Origin of the sequence: Luteimonas sp. J29, assembly GCF_000472505.1 — a bacterium.
In the GTDB taxonomy this organism is placed as follows: domain Bacteria; phylum Pseudomonadota; class Gammaproteobacteria; order Xanthomonadales; family Xanthomonadaceae; genus Luteimonas.
The window spans coordinates 37489-53291 of record NZ_AWZR01000004.1 but is presented as its reverse complement, the minus strand read 5'-3'; the positions used below and the strand labels follow the sequence as shown (position 1 = coordinate 53291).

13 protein-coding genes are annotated in these 15803 nt (G+C 72.5%); 3 read left to right on the top strand and 10 right to left on the bottom strand.

The window, feature by feature from the left end; all coding sequences use genetic code 11:
• Positions 1–21: 21 nt before the first annotated feature.
• Complete coding sequence (gene putP / locus LUTJ29_RS0107220) at positions 22–1509, top strand: sodium/proline symporter PutP (protein ID WP_027071945.1); 1488 nt, start codon at positions 22–24, stop codon at positions 1507–1509.
• A gap of 51 nt (positions 1510–1560) precedes the next feature.
• Positions 1561–1908: a DUF488 family protein gene (locus LUTJ29_RS0107215; protein WP_027071944.1), complete on the top strand. Its 348-nt coding sequence runs from the start codon at positions 1561–1563 to the stop codon at positions 1906–1908.
• 9 nt (positions 1909–1917) lie between these two features.
• On the opposite strand, the gene LUTJ29_RS16570 is transcribed toward LUTJ29_RS0107215, so the two are convergent.
• Both LUTJ29_RS16570 and LUTJ29_RS0107205 read right to left on the bottom strand, forming a co-directional pair.
• Complete coding sequence (locus LUTJ29_RS16570; RefSeq protein WP_084524758.1) at positions 1918–2988, bottom strand: DUF5694 domain-containing protein; 1071 nt, start codon at positions 2986–2988, stop codon at positions 1918–1920.
• A 224-nt stretch (positions 2989–3212) separates the two neighbouring features.
• Entirely contained in the window at positions 3213–4382 is a 1170-nt protein-coding gene (locus LUTJ29_RS0107205) for a class I SAM-dependent rRNA methyltransferase (protein WP_027071943.1), read from the bottom strand.
• A 179-nt stretch (positions 4383–4561) separates the two neighbouring features.
• On the opposite strand from LUTJ29_RS0107205, the gene LUTJ29_RS0107200 reads away from it, so the two are divergent.
• Positions 4562–5344 carry a rhomboid family intramembrane serine protease gene (locus tag LUTJ29_RS0107200; RefSeq protein ID WP_027071942.1) on the top strand — a complete coding sequence of 261 codons (783 nt, stop codon included), beginning with the start codon at positions 4562–4564 and terminating at the stop codon, positions 5342–5344.
• Positions 5345–5450: 106 nt separating this feature from the next.
• On the opposite strand, the gene LUTJ29_RS0107195 is transcribed toward LUTJ29_RS0107200, so the two are convergent.
• The 8 genes from LUTJ29_RS0107195 to LUTJ29_RS0107160 form a co-directional block, all read right to left on the bottom strand.
• Positions 5451–6272 (bottom strand): hypothetical protein, encoded by an 822-nt coding sequence (locus LUTJ29_RS0107195; protein ID WP_027071941.1) that lies wholly within the window; start codon positions 6270–6272, stop codon positions 5451–5453.
• Positions 6269–7777: a hypothetical protein gene (locus LUTJ29_RS0107190; protein WP_051322803.1), complete on the bottom strand. Its 1509-nt coding sequence runs from the start codon at positions 7775–7777 to the stop codon at positions 6269–6271. Before LUTJ29_RS0107190 ends, LUTJ29_RS0107195 begins: the two co-directional genes overlap by 4 nt.
• 52 nt (positions 7778–7829) lie before the next feature.
• A complete protein-coding gene (locus LUTJ29_RS0107185) occupies positions 7830–9968 on the bottom strand; it encodes a TonB-dependent receptor (RefSeq protein ID WP_051322802.1) in 2139 nt (712 codons plus the stop codon).
• A 197-nt stretch (positions 9969–10165) separates the two neighbouring features.
• Positions 10166–10639, bottom strand: coding sequence for a MarR family winged helix-turn-helix transcriptional regulator (locus LUTJ29_RS0107180; protein ID WP_027071938.1), 474 nt, complete (start codon positions 10637–10639; stop codon positions 10166–10168).
• Between the two features lie 99 nt (positions 10640–10738).
• On the bottom strand, positions 10739–12259 hold the full coding sequence (locus tag LUTJ29_RS0107175) for a thymidine phosphorylase family protein (protein ID WP_027071937.1): 1521 nt from the start codon (positions 12257–12259) through the stop codon (positions 10739–10741).
• Positions 12256–14631 (bottom strand): xylulose 5-phosphate 3-epimerase, encoded by a 2376-nt coding sequence (locus tag LUTJ29_RS0107170; RefSeq protein ID WP_027071936.1) that lies wholly within the window; start codon positions 14629–14631, stop codon positions 12256–12258. Before LUTJ29_RS0107170 ends, LUTJ29_RS0107175 begins: the two co-directional genes overlap by 4 nt.
• Before the next feature lie 45 nt (positions 14632–14676).
• Positions 14677–15564, bottom strand: coding sequence for a ribose-phosphate pyrophosphokinase (locus LUTJ29_RS0107165; RefSeq protein WP_027071935.1), 888 nt, complete (start codon positions 15562–15564; stop codon positions 14677–14679).
• Between the two features lie 28 nt (positions 15565–15592).
• Positions 15593–15787, bottom strand: coding sequence for a hypothetical protein (locus tag LUTJ29_RS0107160; protein WP_027071934.1), 195 nt, complete (start codon positions 15785–15787; stop codon positions 15593–15595).
• Between the last annotated feature and the right edge of the window lie 16 nt (positions 15788–15803).

The window sequence follows — 15803 nt, the reverse complement described above, 5'->3', positions numbered from 1 at the left end:
CGACCGCCGGTGCCGCACTGCATGTCCCTGACCTCGCCGCTGTTCATCACCTTCGCCGCCTACCTGCTGCTCATGCTCGGCCTGGGCTTCGTCGCCTGGCGCCGGACTCGCACCTTCGACGACTACATCCTCGGCGGGCGCTCGCTCAACAGCTACGTGACCGCGCTCGCCGCCGGCGCCTCGGACATGAGCGGCTGGCTGATGATGGGCCTGCCCGGCGCGCTGTACCTGGGCGGCGCGTCGGAGTCCTGGATCGCGATCGGGCTGGTGATCGGCGCCTGGGCCAACTGGCGCTTCGTCGCCGGCCCGCTGCGGGTGTACACCGAACGCACCCACAACGCGCTGACACTGCCGGACTACTTCACCCACCGCTTCGAGGACCGCAGCCGGCTGCTGCGGATCCTGTCGGCGCTGGTGATCCTGGTGTTCTTCGCGATCTATTGCGCCTCGGGCATCGTCGCCGGCGCGCGCCTGTTCGAGAACATGTTCGGCCTGCCGTACGGCCAGGCGATGCTGTGGGGCGCAGCGGTGACCATCGCCTACACCTTCATCGGCGGCTTCCTGGCGGTGAGCTGGACGGACACGGTCCAGGCCACGCTGATGATCTTCGCCCTGCTGCTGGTACCGGTGTTCGCGATCATCGGCGTCGGCGGGCCGGTACAGGCTCTGTCGCTGATCGACCAGGTGGATCCCTCGCGACTGGACTGGTTCGCCGCCGGCGGCGCGATGGCGATCGTCTCGCTGCTGGCATGGGGCCTGGGCTACTGCGGCCAGCCGCACCTGCTGGCGCGATTCATGGCCGCCGACAGCCTGGCCACCATCCCGCGCGCACGCCGCATCGCCATGACCTGGATGGTGCTGTGCCTGGCCGGGTCGATGGCCACCGGCTTCTTCGGCATCGCCTGGTTCGCGTCCCATCCCGAGCATGCCGCGCCGGTGGAGGCCAACCCCGAGCGGGTGTTCATCGTGCTCTCCGAACTCCTGTTCAACCCGTGGATCGCGGGCGTGCTGCTGTCGGCGATCCTGGCCGCGATCATGAGCACGCTGGCGGCGCAGCTGCTGGTGTGCTCGAGCGCCCTGACCGAGGATTTCTACCGCGGCTTCCTGCGTCCGCGCGCAGGGCACCGCGAGCTGGTCTGGTTCGGTCGCGCGATGGTGCTGGCGGTGGCCGCGCTGGCGATGTGGATCGCGCGCGATCCCGAATCGCGGGTGCTGGGCCTGGTCGCCTACGCGTGGGCGGGGTTCGGCTCGGCGTTCGGCCCGGTGGTGGTGCTCTCGGTGTTCTGGAAACGCATGACCCGCAACGGCGCGCTCGCCGGCATGCTGGTGGGCGCGGCCACCGTGCTGCTGTGGAAGCAGACCGGCAGCGCGCTGTACGAGATGGTGCCGGGCTTCCTCGCCGCGACCGTGGCGATCGTGGTGGTCAGCCTGCTCGGCCCCGCGCCCGCGCCAGCGCTGCAGGCGCGGCACGAGCAGGTGCGCGCGACGCTGCGCGAACAGGGCTACTGAGCGCGGCGGGCGCGGATTGATCGGCGCCGTCCATGGGCCTAGAGTCGGTCCATGGACATCCGGCTCAAGCGCGCCTATGAGCCACCGGCCCGCGCCGACGGCGCGCGGATCCTGGTCGAGCGGCTGTGGCCGCGCGGCGTCGGCAAGGAGGCGCTGGCGCTGGACCTGTGGCTCAAGGACATCGCGCCCAGCCCGGGCCTGCGCCAGTGGTATGGCCACGAGCCGTCGCGGTTCGAGGAGTTCGTGCGCCGCTACCACGCCGAGCTGGAGGCCAATGCCGCCGCCGTCGAGGAGCTGCGCGACTGGCTGCGCCGGGGCCGCACCACCTTCGTCTACGCCGCGCGCGACCCGGTGATGAACAGCGCGCGCGTGCTGCGCGACTGGCTGCTCGCCCGCTGAGCCGCGGGCTCAGTCGCCCAGCACCTGTGCGGCGTCCACCACCTCCACGCCCTGCAGCTGCCCGAGCAGGCGGTCGAACCAGGGCTTGTGCGAGACGCCGACGATGCTCAGTACCCGCACCCCGGGACGCTCGCGGAAGGTCTCGCCGATGTTGGCGACCATGCGCAGGTTGCGCAGGTCCCAGCCGGTGACGTACTGGCGGCCGTAACGCTGCGGCGAGGTGTCGGCCAGCGCGAGCGCGAAGTCGCAGCGCATCGGCACCGTCTGGTAGGCGGCGCGATTGATGTGCTGGTACAGCGGCAGCAGGTCCGGCGCCTGCCGCAGTTCGCGCAGGTACGCGTACGTTGCGGCGCATTCGGGCGGCGCGCGGTCCCAGGCGCCGCGGATCGCGGCGGCGTAGGCGTCCTCGTCGTCGATGCGCAGGTTGTCGCCGGTGTGGTCGTCCACGGGATGCACGCGCTGCAGCCCCAGGCGCACGGCCAGCGCGGCGCCGATCACCGTGTTCTCGTTGCTGGACGCGGCGCGCTTGCGCAGCGCCTGCACCAGCGCGGCGTCGAGCCCGTCGCCGGCGCGGCGCTCGGCTTCGGGCAGGTACAGCCACTGCACCAGGGCCGAGGTCGGGTCGCCCGCGGCCAGGAAGGTCGCGGCCAGGCGCCGGCGCTGCGCCGCGGTCGGCGACTGCGGCCACGCGGCCAGCTGTTCCTCCACCGAGGCGATGGCGGCCGGCACGTCCAGGCCGGTGGCGGCCCGTGCCGCGTCGGTGTCGGGACAGTAGTGCGCGATGCCCTCCTCGTCGTACACCGCCGGGTGGCGGCGCATCAGGTCGCAGGTCTCGCCGCGCATCGCTTCGACGGTGATCACCTGCGGACCGAACGCGGCCAGGCGCTCCAGCAGCCGACCGGTCTCGCGGGCGGTGACCGGACCGCCCTCCTCCTGCGCCAGGTGCACGCTGCCCAGCACCAGGACCCGCGTGGGCGGACCGGCGAAAGGCGCCCGTGGCCCGTCGTGCGGCGCAGGGGCCGCCTGCGCGCACAGCGGGCCGGTGGCCACCAGCAGGGCGGCCAGCAGGGAAAGTCGCATGGCAAGGTCTCCGGTTGCCGTCGAGCCGTGAATGAAACGCGAGCGCGGCCGGCTGGGCATGACCGGATGGTCACCGTGACGATCGACGCAGGCGCCCGGCGGTCGGGGCACGAGCCGTACCGGCAGGTCGGTGGCGCCGGCCGCGCGCTTGCCGGCCGCGCCCTCGCCGTGGGCCCGGGCGATGTCGTCGCCGGGCGCCCCGGCGCGGGGCACGGACCGGCGGTTCAATCGAGCACGCGGCAGAACACCGCCTTCAGGTAGCGCGACTCGGGCACGTGGGCCAGGAACGGATGGTCGGCACCGGCGCCGGCCACCTTCAGCACCTGCACCGTGCGCCCGGCGTAGAACGCGGCGCGGCGCAGCATGTCGAGGAACTGCTCCTCGCTCACCAGGCCGGTGCAGGAGAAGGTGGCGAACAGGCCGCCCGGCTTCACCACGCCCAGCGCCAGCTTGTTCATGTCGAGGTACTTCTTGAGCGCCGGGATCACCTGCTCGCGGTCGCGCGTCATTTTCGCCGGGTCGAGGACCACCACGTCGAACCGCTCGCCGTTGCTGGCCGCGTCGCGCAGCCACGGGAAGATGTCGGCCTGCACGAAGCGCGGCTTCACGCCGTTGAGCTTCGCGTTGCCGCGCGCGATCTCGAGCACGGCGTCGTCGATGTCGATGCCCACCACCTCGGCGGCGCCGCGCACCGCGGCGTAGATGCCAAAGCCGCCGGTGTTGCAGCACAGGTCGAGCACCCGCTTGCCGGCGCAGCGGTGCGAGAGCCATTCGCGGTTGTCGCGCTGGTCGGCGAAGAAGCCGGTCTTGTGCGCGCCAGCCGGGTCGGCACGGAAGCGGACGCCGTGCTCGGTGATGACCGCCGGCTCGGTACCGGCGGTTTCGCGGAAGTCGAACGACTCCTGCTTCTGCACGTGCTCGTCGGCCAGGGCATGGAAGCGACAGCCGGGGAACTGCGCGCGCAGGGCGTCGTGGATCCACTCGCGGTGGCGGAACATGCCGGCGCTGAAGTACTCGACCACGAGCAGGTCGTCGTAGCGGTCCACCACGAGGCCGCTGAGGCCGTCGCCTTCGCTGTGCACCACGCGCCAGGCGTTGGTGCTGTCGTCCAGGCGCAGCACCTCGCGGCGCAGGCGCACGGCCTCGGCGATCCTGCGCGAGAACCAGGCGGCGTCGACCGCGGCGTCCGGGTCGGTCTCGAGGATGCGCAGCGCGATGCGCGAATGGCCGTTGTAGAAGCCGCGGCCGATCCAGGTCCCGTCCACGCCCACGACGTCGACGATGCTGCCGGGCTTGACCCGCTGGGCCGGCTTCTCGACCAGGCGCTGGAAGATCCACGGGTGGCTGGAGCGCCAGGCGTTGCGCAGGCGGATGGTGGGGATGGGGTCGGTCATGGGCGCCAGTTTACGTGGGCGGGGCGCCCCCGCCCCGGCCCTCCCCCGCAAGCGGGGGAGCGGGTGCCCCCCGCATTCGCAGCGCGCCCGGCTGTGCCCCCCCCCGCTTGCGGGGGAGGCCGGGACGGGGGCAAGCCGCACACCCTTGCATCCCCGCGATCCGCCGCCACCCTTGGCGGATGCACCTGCACACGCCCGCCGATCCCCAGGACCCCGTGGCCCAGCGGGCCGCCGACCGGCGGCGGCTGGCCAACGCGGTCCGGGGCAGCCTCGGTTTCGTGCTGCTGCTGGTGGTGGTCTTCGGCCTCCAGGGCCTGGGCGACACCCGCGCGCTGGCGGTCGGCCCCGGTTCGGCCGCCGGACTGGTCGGCCTGCTCACGGCCCCCCTGCTGCACGGTTCGCCGGCGCACCTGGTGGCGAATGCGTCCGCGCTGCTGATCCTCGGCACGCTCGCGCTGGCGGTGTATCCGCGCGCCACCGTGCGCGCGCTGCCGATGATGTGGCTGGGTTCGGGGCTGGGCGCGTGGCTGTTGGGCGAGCCCGGCTCCTGGCACCTGGGCGCCAGCGGCCTGACCCACGGGCTGATGTTCCTGGTGTTCGTGCTCGGGCTGCTGCGCCGCGACCGCGCCTCGATCGCCGCCGGCATGATCGCCTTCTTCTTCTACGGCGGCATGCTGCTCACGGTGCTGCCGCATGAGCCGGGCGTGTCGTGGCAGTCGCACCTGGGCGGTGCGCTCGGCGGCATGGTGGCGGCGTGGCTGCTCCGGCGCAGCGACCCGATCCCGCCGCGGCGGCGCTACAGCTGGGAGATCGAGGAGGAAGAAGCCGAGCGCGCGGCGCAGGCCGAACGCGACACCTGGGAACCCGGTTCCCCGCGCGACGTGCCGGTGCTGTGGAACCGCGGGGAGCGGCGCGACGACGAACGCGGCGTGGTGCTGCCGTTCCGTCGTCGCGAGGACTGAGGCGGCCTGGGCCGGTCGCCGCGACGGATGCGGCTCCATGGCCGAACGGCGCGAGGCCAGCGGCCCGCGCCGCCCTGCCGGCTTCGCGCAGGAACCACCTCCCCGCTCAGGGGATGACCCGGACCTCGACCCGGCGCCGCGACGGCGACAGCAGCCCGTCGCTGCCCTCGAGCGTGGACGTGGACCCGTCGTGCGCGACCTTGACCACGATGCGTTCGGCGGGCACGCCCATCATCCGCAGCCAGTTGGCGACCGCGTCCGCGCGCCGGCGGGCGAGCATCGCGTCTTCCACCAGCACGTGCCCGGACACCGTCTCGGGCGTGGTCACCGACCAGCCGGTGATTTCCACCCGGCTGGCGTCGATGTCCAGCGCGTACAGCGAGGCCATGTGGGTGAAGTAGTCGCTGAGCTGGTAGACGATGAAGTCGCGGCCATGGTCGAACCACACGCCGAAGGTGCGTTCGGCGTACGGCCTGGCCGGCTGCTCGCGCGGTTCGTGGATCGGCCGGATGTTGCGCGCCGGCAGCTGGAAGCGCACGCCGGGATAGCCCTGGGCCGGGAGCATCGCGCGCGGACACGCCTGCGCGAGCACGGACACGCGCACCGGCTCGAGCACGATGCCGCCGCAGGTGTCGGCCTGCCCGGCCGACACTCTCCCTTCGACCAGTACCGCGCGGTTCCAGTCGGGCTTGGTCGGCGAGCGGGTGACGTCGTAGCGCAGGCCGTCTTCCGGGCTGTCGGCCAGCCAGCAGCCGGATTTGCGGCCGGCGTCGGTGTTGCGGTAGACCGGGCAGGTGACGAAGCGCAGCTCCGGCGAGGTCTCCGGCGCGGCGGGCGCGGCGGGCGCGGCGGGCGTGGCGCAGGCCGGCAGGGCCAGGCCGAGGGCCAGCGCCGCGGCCAGCGCGCGCAGGGGTGCGAACGCGCTCACAGGGCCTCCATCAGGTGCACCAGGTCCTGGATTTCCTGCTCCGAGTAGCCGATGTTGTAGCGGCGGTCGTAGTACTCGATCACCTCGCGCAGGGTCTTGGCCGAACCGTTCGAGAAGTACGGCGCGCGCGCCGCGAGCCCGCGCAGGCTCTGCAGGGTGATCTTGCCGACGTCGGCGCAGCGGCCGGTGGTCAGCGCGAAGCCGGGATCGTGGGTCTCGATCACGCGGCCGTAGTGCGGATGCGGCTCGCCGGTGCAGGTGATGCGGAACAGCGGCAGGTGCGGCTGCGGATCGGCGAACGGCCGGGTGGTGGTGCCCAGGTCGACCTGGCCCGGGGCCACGTCCATGCCCATCTGGCTCATGTTGTGGCAGAAGGCGCAGCGGTCGAGCACCGGGTTGCCGAAGCCCATCGGCGAGTTGATGCCGGTGGTGTCGCTGATCAGGAACATGCGCTCGCGGAAGTTCTGCGCGCCGCGCGCCACCGATTCGCGCCATGCGCGCTGCCCGGGGGTGAGGCTCGCGTCCTTGCCGGCGTCGGCCCAGGCGTTGAACTCGCTCCACACCGGCACGCCCTGGCTGCCCAGGCGCCCGGCCGGCGAGTCGCGCAGCGTCGCCGGCCCGCCCGTCGCGCCGCCGGCGTCGAGGTCGCCGCCGATGCGCGAGGTCTGCTGCGCCGCGTACACGCGCTGCTCGAAGTCGGTGATGCGCGCGATGTCCTCTTCCGAGAGGCGGCCCTTGAACTCCAGATGGGTGAGCGCCGCGTCGCGCGCCTGCGCCTCCAGGGTCAGCACGCGGCGGTCGGCCATCAGGTTGCCGGACGTCATCTGCCCGGTCTCGGGGTCGATCGGCAGCGGCTGGCTGCGCTTGGGATCGACCGCGAATCCCATCGCGAGGATGTACTTGAAGTTGGCGACCGGGCGCGGGCGGCGGTAGACCGACACCATCGGCTCGGGCGCGTTCAGGCCCCAGCGGTCGCTGAGGTTGCAGCCGGTCGGGTCGCGCACGACTTCGATCTCGAAGTCGGTCTCGATCGGGCTGCCGTCGTGGTCGCGCGGCGGCCACGGCCGCGCGATCCGGATCAGGCCGTGGTCGAGCAGCAGCGAGTGCGACTCGCGGCGCTCCTGCGGCAGGTCCGGGCAGTTGGAGCCGTCGAACGCGGCGAACAGCGGGTCGTGGTGCCCGCGCAGGTCCCACTGCCGACGGATCGAGTCGAGCGACAGGCTCATCGCGTCCGACGGCTGGTGGCAGGTCACGCAGGCGCGGCCGTTGGTCCCGAGCGGTTCGAAGAACGGATGGCCGCGGGTCTCCATCGGCCCGTCGACCAGCAGCACCCGCAGCGAGCCGGCGGCATTGGGGTAGTCGGTGCTTTCCTGCATCACCCGGCCTTCGCCGGGCTTCCACCAGCGGTCGGGCAGGTCGCTTGCGGAGAGGCCGGCGGCGGCCAGTGCGGCGGCCGCGGCGGCGAGCACATACAGCCGGGCGCGGCGGGTCGTGGGGACGTGCATGTTGTTCCTGGATGGCGGGGGCCGGCCGGGCCGGCCCCGCCACCATACTGCGTCAGAAGAAGTCGTAGCGCACCCGCACGCCGTAGTGCCGCGGCGCGCCGTACAGCGTGCCGCCGTCGGCCGACGAGGCGTTCATCAGCTGCATCGTCGAGTAGGTGTCGTCGAACAGGTTGTTGACGAACGCGTCGAAGCTGAGGTTGTCGTTGACCCGCAGGTTGACCTTGGCGTCGACCACGCTGCGCGAGGAGATCTTGGTGCGCTCGCTCTGGAACGGCGTGGAGTAGCTCTCGCTGACGTGGGTGTACTGCAGGCGCGGGGTCAGCAGCTTGTCGCCCAGCTCGATGTCGTACTGGATGCCGAAGTTGAAGGTCACGTCCGGCGAGAACGGCAGCACGTCGCCCTTGTGCACCAGCTCGTTGGCGTTGGTCAGCGTGTTCTGCAGGATCGCGTCCTCGCCGAACGCCGCGTCGAGCCAGCCCAGGCCGGCGTTGATCGTGGCCCGGCCGAGCAGCGCCACCGCCTCGAGCTCGATGCCCTTGGCCTTGCCGGAAGCCGCGTTCTGGGTCAGCGGCAGGCCGTCGGCGAGGCTGGCCAGCTGCATGTCGCGGTAGTCGGAGTAGAACGCGGCCGCGTTCAGGCGCAGGCGGCGGTCGAACAGCGTCGACTTGATGCCGGCCTCGTAGACGTAATTGGTCTCCGGACCGAACGACTCGGCGACGATCGGCAGGTTGCCGCCGCCGGCCTTGTAGCCCTTCGACGCCGAAACGTAGGTCATCACGTCGTCGGTGACGTCGTAGTTGAACGCCAGCTTGCCCGTGGTCTGCGCGGTTTCCAGCACGGTGGTGCCGGTGCCGCCGGCGCTGGCGAGGCGGTCGTAGGACTGGCGGTCCCAGCTGCGCCGCGCGCCGACCACGAGCTCGCTGCGATCGCCCACGCGCACGTTGGCCTGGCCGAACACCGACTTCGAGTTGTTGCGCATCTCGGTGATGATCGTCGAGGTCGAGCTGACGAAGTCGACGGTGCTGTTGTTGTCGCGCAGCACGGTCGCGTCGATGCGGCCGTCGAGCAGGAAGCCACCGAGCACCCAGTCCACGGGGCCGTCGCTGGTCTTGATCAGGTTGACCTCGTGGATCGCGTTCTCGATCTGGGTGTTGGTGTAGCCCACGCGGCCCGGGCCCGGGCGCGGCAGCGCGGTGTCGGTGCGGTCGCCGTCGGCCTGGTCGACGGTCTCGCCGTCCTGCCAGCTGCTCTGCCAGCGCAGGTCGAGGGTGTCGGTGAGGGCGTAGTTCACCTCCGCCGACGTGCGCGTGCCGCGCTGGCGCATGTAGGAGATCGCGTCCTCCTGGATGCTGAAGGGATCGCTGCTGACGGTGTCGTTCCAGCGCTTGACCGCGTTGTTGTCGGTGTCGCTGTCGTAGTACTCGCCGCGCAGGTTCACCTGCAGGCGGCCGTCGAAGCCGCGCAGCGACAGGTTGGCGCGCGCGCCGGTGAAGTCGGTGTTGCCCGGGTCGCTGGGGCTGGGGCCGGTGTTGGTGGTGAAGCTGTCGCGCACCTCGCGCACGGCGGCCACGCGCAGCGCGACGTTCTCGTTGATGCCGAAGTTGACCGCGCCCAGCGACTTGCTCCAGCCGTAGTCGCCCAGCGACTGCTCGACGTAGCCGAAGGTGGCGTCGTGGTCCGGCGCGGGCGTGCGCACGTAGATCGCGCCACCGGTGGAATTCTGCCCGGTCAGCGTGCCCTGCGGGCCGCGCAGGACCTCGATGCTCTGCAGGTCGTAGAAGCTTTGCGAGATCGACTGTTCCTGCGGCACCAGCTGGCCGTCGATGTAGAACGCGATGCCGGGGCTGGAGGTCGGCGCGGTCTGGGCCAGGCCGACGCCGCGGATGTTGATGTACAGCGAGCGGTTGACCTGGTTGACCGAGATCGAGGGCACCGCCTGCATCATGTCGTGCAGGTTCTGCAGGCCGCGGCGATCGATGTCCTCGGCGGTGATGACGGTGGCCGCGATCGGCACCTTCTGCACGTTCTGGCTGCGGCGCTCCGCGGTCACGCGGATCTCGTCGAGCATCTGGATGTGTTCCTCGGCGGGAACCTCCGTGGCCTCCTGGGCGTGCACGGCCGCGGCCGAGGTGGACAGTGCAAGGACGACGGCCGTGGCCAGTCGGTGATGGCGAAGCAGAGCGTGGATCACCTGGCGTTCCTCCCTGGGGAACAGGTCTTCATGGAGTGCCGTCGTGCGGGCCGAGCGGCGCGGAAATTTAGTTATTTATAACAATCATTCTGTGTTGAACCCATGTAAAGTTGCAGTGCAGCAAAACGCCGGGAAACGGCGAGGTGGCGCGGATGCGGGGCGGGCGCCCGGTCGGGCCGGGGCGCCGCGGGCGCGGCTCAGAGCTGCTGGAGGCGGCGCAGGACGCGCTCGAGCTGGTCGTGGCCGGCGTCGCCGATGGCGGCCAGGATCCCCTGCTCGAACCGGGTGACGATGGCCTCGGCCTCCACGAGGAGGCGCTCGCCTTCGGCGGTGAGGTGCAGGTGCTGGACGCGGCGGTCCTGGCGGCTGCGGGCGCGGCGCACCAGGCGCCGCTTGATCAGGCGGGTGATCACGCCCACCAGGTTGGGCGGCGAGATGCCGAGCGCATCGCCGATCTGGCGCTGGTTGATGCCGTGGTTGCTGTCGATGAGGACCAGGATCGAATACTCGACCGGACGCAGCGACACCGCGTGCAGGCGTTCGACCAGCCGGCGGTGCAGCTGCAGCTGGGCGCGGGTGAGCTGGTAACCGAGCAGTCCCTGCAGCCGCGACTGCTCGACGCTGCCTGCGTCGTCGTGTACCGCGGCCTGGCTGTCGGCATCCATCGGCATGTCGGGTGCGTGGGTGGGTAGGGGCAAGAGTCTAGCGGCAACGGGCAGGCAGTAGGAGCAGGGCCGGCGGAGGTCGCGACCCGCGCCCGCCCGCGGTGCTCACGCCACGATCTGGACGATGTCGCCCGCGTCGCGCGCGTAATCGAGCGCGTACGCCAGCTCCGCCGCGGTCTGCGCATGCAGTTCCAGCAGCGGCTGCCCGGGGGCGACCTCGTCGCCCAGGCGCACCAGCAGGCGCAGGCCGGCGGCGGGGCTCTCCGGGGCGCCGGCGAGCTTGGCCAGCCCCGACAGGCGGCGGTTGTCGACGTGCACCACGCGTCCGCCGTGGGTGGCCACCAGCGGCGCCACGCAGACGGCCTGCGGCGGGGTGCGCAGTCCGCCCTGTGCCTCGCAGATGCGCACAAAGCGTTCCCAGGCGCGGCCGCTGTCCAGCGTCTCCAGCGCCAGGCGCGGGCCGGCGCCTTCGGCGGCCACGCCACCGAGTTCGAGCACGACTCCGGCGATGTCGGCGGCGCGCTCGCGCAGGTCCGGGGGCGCGTCGTGTTCGCAGCGCAGCACCGCCAGCACGTCGCGCGCCTCCAGCGCCGGGCCGATGCCGCGGCCCACCGGCTGCGCGCCGTCGGTGAACAGGCAGCGCACCACGAGGCCGAAGCGTTCGCCCACCGACTGCATGCGCGCGGCCAGGTGGCGCGCCGCCTCGGGGCTGCGGATCTTGGCCGTGGGCCCGACCGGGATGTCGATGGCGACATGGGTGGCGCCGGCGGCGATCTTCTTCGACAGCACCGAGGCGACCAGCTGGCCCTCGGTGTCGATGTCCAGCTCGCGCTCGATGCGCACGAAGATGTCGTCGGCCGGGCTCAGGTGCATCGCCCCGCCCCAGGCCAGGCAGCCGCCTTCGCGCTCGACCACGCGCCGCAGCGTGGGCAGGTCGAGGTCGACCGGGGCCAGCGTTTGCATGGTGTCGGCGGTGCCGGCGGGCGAGGTGATCGCGCGCGATGAGGTCTTGGGCATCACCAGGCCGTTGGCGGCCGCGATCGCGACCACGATCGGCGAAGTACGGTTGCCCGGCAGGCCGCCGACGCAGTGCTTGTCGACCACGACCGGCGAGTGCCAGGACAGGCGCTGCCCGACCCCGACCATGGCATGGGTCAGGTGCACGGTTTCGTCCGCGTCGAGCGGCAGGGCCGCGGTGGCGGTGAGGAAGGCGGACAGGTGCACGTCGGTGTAGCGGCCCTGGACCACGTCGCGGACGATGGCCGCCATGTCGCCCGCGTCGAGCCGGCGGCCGTAGATGCGGCGGCGAACGCCGGTCAGCGATTCGAGCACCGGCGGATGGCGCACCTGCACCGGGTCGCCCTCGGCCAGCCCGAGCGCGCGCCACGCCGCCTCCGACAGCGCCACCTGGTCGGGCGGGAAGCGCTCGTCGTCGGTCTGGTAGAGCAGCGCCTGCACCTGCCGTGCGCCGCGGATCACCAGCACCTGGCTGCGCGGCGACAGGCCCTCGGAGCGGCAGACGTGGCAGTCGCTGCGCATCACCGCGATCGGCTGGTGCGCCGCGTGCAGCTGCAGGCGCGCGGCGCGCAGCGGCGGCAGGGACGGCGGGGGCGCGACGACGCTCATGGCGCCCTGGCCTGCAGCACGCGCGGATCGCCGCGGCCGTCGAGCGCGTCGCGCAGCGGCGCGTCGAGCAACTCCTCGCGCGGCCATCCCGCCACCGCCGTGCAGGCATCCACCGCGTGCGCCCAGGTACAGCGGTTGGCGAACAGCATGCCGGGCACGTCGAGCGTGCCGCCGCGGCTGATGTAGCCCAGCGCACGCGTGCGCGCAGGGCCCGAGTCGATGCGTCGCAGCACGCCCAGCATCGGCTCGGGGCGGGTGTGGCTGAGGAGCACGCGCGGCAGCTCCGGCGGGAACAGCGCCTGCACCCTGGCGTCGTCGGCCACGAACGCGGCCTCGATCGCGTCGCGCGGCACGCGCAGGCGTCCGGGCTCGAGCACCACGCTCACGCAGGCGCGCCGGCCGCGCGCGGCGAGGTGGCGCTGCGCGGCGAGCGCGGCGTCGAGCTGGTAGGCGCCGATCGCCACCAGCTGCACGTCGGCCTCCAGCGGATCGCCGACGACCTGGCCCGCGCCGTCGCGCACCAGGCGCTGCGCGGCCTCCGCGTCGAAGTGCTCTTCGACCTCGCGCTTGGACACCACCACGCAGGCGACCTGGCCGCGCCCGGCATAGACGTCGCGCAGCGCGGCGACCGCGGTATTGCCGTCGACGGGGAACAGCACGCGCGCGGTGTCGGACATCTCGCCCAGCAGCGCCTCGCCGATGGTCGGGTCCTGGTGCGACTGCTCGTTCTTGCTGTTCTCCCAGGTGTGCGAGGTCACCACCAGCGGCACCGGCAGCCAGCGCGGCGGTTGGCCGACCTCGCGCTGGCGACGGGCGAAGATGGTTTCCTGGCGCAGCAGGCCCAGCATCTTCACCGCGAACGCCTCGTAGCTCACCACCAGGTTGAGCCCGCCCTTGTTGGCCAGCGCCGCGGCGGCCACCGCCTCCTCGTTGAGCGCGGTGATGATCGCGCCGTGCAGATCCTCGGCCACGCCCGGCTCGGGCGCGTTGACCCGGTGCCTGAGCCGCTGCAGGGCGCCGCCCATCTTGTTGCTGGCCAGCTCGTCCGGATTGCCGATGCGCACGCGCAGGCCGGGATTGGCCTCGACCAGGGACACGAACCAGCGGTCGAGCGCGGCCATCGCGCTGGCGCTGCCGCCGGGCGGGGCCCAGTCCGGTTCCGGGAGCACCGGCGCGGGCGGGTCGCGGTGCGCCATCGGATGCAGGCTTTCCTTCACGCGGCCCTGGGCGGCGTGGCAGTCGAACGCGGCGAGCGCCGCGTCGAGTTCTTCCGGCGGCACGAACAGCGCGGCGGCGCCGCGGTTGAAGGCCTCGCGCGCGGCGGCATCGTGGCGCGGGTTGCCGTCCAGCGGCAGGTTGTGCGCGGCATTGCGGCCGGCGCCGGGGAAGCCGAACCCCTTCTCGGTCTCGGCGATCACGTACGGCAGGCGCGCGGGATAGCGGCGCTTGGGGCTGGCGGCGAAGGCGCGCAGCACGTCCTCGGCCTCGACGATCGCGCAGGCGATCGCGGACGGGTCGCGCCCGTCGACGATCACCGGGTCGAAGCCGTTGTGGCGCACGTCGCCGGCCAGCCACTGGGCCCCGCCCTCCTGCACGATCTGGGTGCGCTGCTCGATGCGGCGGCCGTTGAGGATCATCACCGGGATCGCGGCGCCGCAGTCTTCGGCGCGCCACCAGCGCGGGGCCCAGTCCTGGCCGCGCTGCTCCTCGAACGCGCCGTCGCTGAGGAAGGCGACCAGGCTCTCGCCCGGGAGCGGCATGTGCACGTACTGCAGCCCGGCGAAACCGAGGTAGCCGCCTTCGCTGACCGCGCCGGCCGTGTCCGGCCCGGCATGGCTGCCCAGCGGCACGGCGGGCCGGCCGTCGGCGTCGATCGCGTAGCAGTAGAAATCGGCGACCAGCCGCGACAGGCCTTCGGCGCTGCGGTCGTAGCGGCCGCGCTGGCGCGGCGAGACGTCGCCGGTCAGCGCGTTCACCGCCTCGATCGCGGCCACGCAGTGGCCCTGGCCCATGATCCAGCCGCGGGTCTGGCCGGTCAGGGCGTTGGCCAGCAGGTAGCCCACGAACCCCTGGACCATGTTGAGCGAGCCGCCGGTGTGGCCTTCGGGCGCGGGCTTGAAGTCGTCGGCCTCGAGCGGCGCGCCGGACAGGTCGATGCGCCGGGCATAGGTCATGTGCGCGACCACGCTCATGGCCATGCAGGCCAGGCGGTCGGCGGCGGCGAGGAGCCCGTAGGCGGCCTCGGCCGAGGCGATGCGGCCGTCCTGGAGCAGGCGCGCGACCAGGGCATCGACGCGGGCGACGGTCGCGTCGCGGTGGACGATGGGCCCATGGCCGGCGATCCAGCGGTCGCGTGACGTGTCGGTACTCATGGCGGTGGATCCTCCCTCTGGTGCGGCGCGTCCCCGCGGGACGGGTCAGTCGCGCAGGTCGCGCCGCAGCGCGTCGGCCAGCAGCGGCGCGAGCGCGATGCGGTTGCTCGGATGCGGTACGGAGTCGGTGGACGTGATGCGCGCGAACAGCTGCGAGAGTTCATCGAAGGCGGCGCCGGCGAACAGCGCGTGCACCACCACGCATTCGGCCCGGGGCAGGCCCTGCGCTTCCAGGCCCCGCGCCGCCTCGGCCAGGGTGCGGCCGGACGAGGCGATGTCGTCCACCAGCACCGGGGTGCGGTCGCGCCAGGGCGACAGGTCGGGCACGTCGATGCGCACCTCGCGGTCGCCCAGCCGGGTCTTGCGCAGCACCACGTGCGGCGCGCCGATGCGGGCCGCGATGGCACCGGCCCACTGCTCGCTCTCCTCGTCGGGGCCGACCACCAGTGGTGCGTCCACGTGCGCGGCGATCCAGTCGGCCAGCAGCGGCGCGGCCTGCAGGGTGGTGGTGGGTATGGAGTAGATCGCCGACAGCGCCGGGTGCCGGTGCAGGTGCGGGTCGACGGCGACCAGCCGGTCGACGCTCGCCGACAGCAGCCGCGCGAAGCTGCGCGAACTGACGCACTCGCCGGGGAGGAAGCGGATGTCCTGGCGCATGTAGGCCAGGTAGGGCGCGACCAGGGTGACCTCGCGGGCGCCCAGCTCGCGCGCGGCGTCGGCGGCGAACACCAGGGCCAGGAAGCCCGGGTCCGGCCGGGCCAGCGTGCACACCAGGTCCACCGGCCGCCCGGCCGGGTCGCCGTGCAGGCGCACGTAGCTTTCGCCATCGGGGAAGCGGCGGGTCTCGACCTGGCCGATTTCGCCGTCGCAGGCGCCCGCCAGCGCGGCGGCCAGGGCCTCGTTGCCCGGCATCGGCAGGATCAGCCGGCGCATGCCCCGCCCTCCCTGCACGGGCCCCCGTTCACAGGCGCACCTTGTCGAGGATGATCAGCAGCGCGCTGATGCCGGCCAGGAACAGCACCAGCACGCCGCTCCAGGCCGCGCCGACGCCGCCGCGGCGGCGCAGCAGCAGGTTGAGCAGGCCCACCACCAGCACCGGGGCCAGCAGCACCACCAGCAGCATCTTCCAGATCGAGGCGTCGAGTCCGAGCAGCATCAGGCACGTCCTTCGC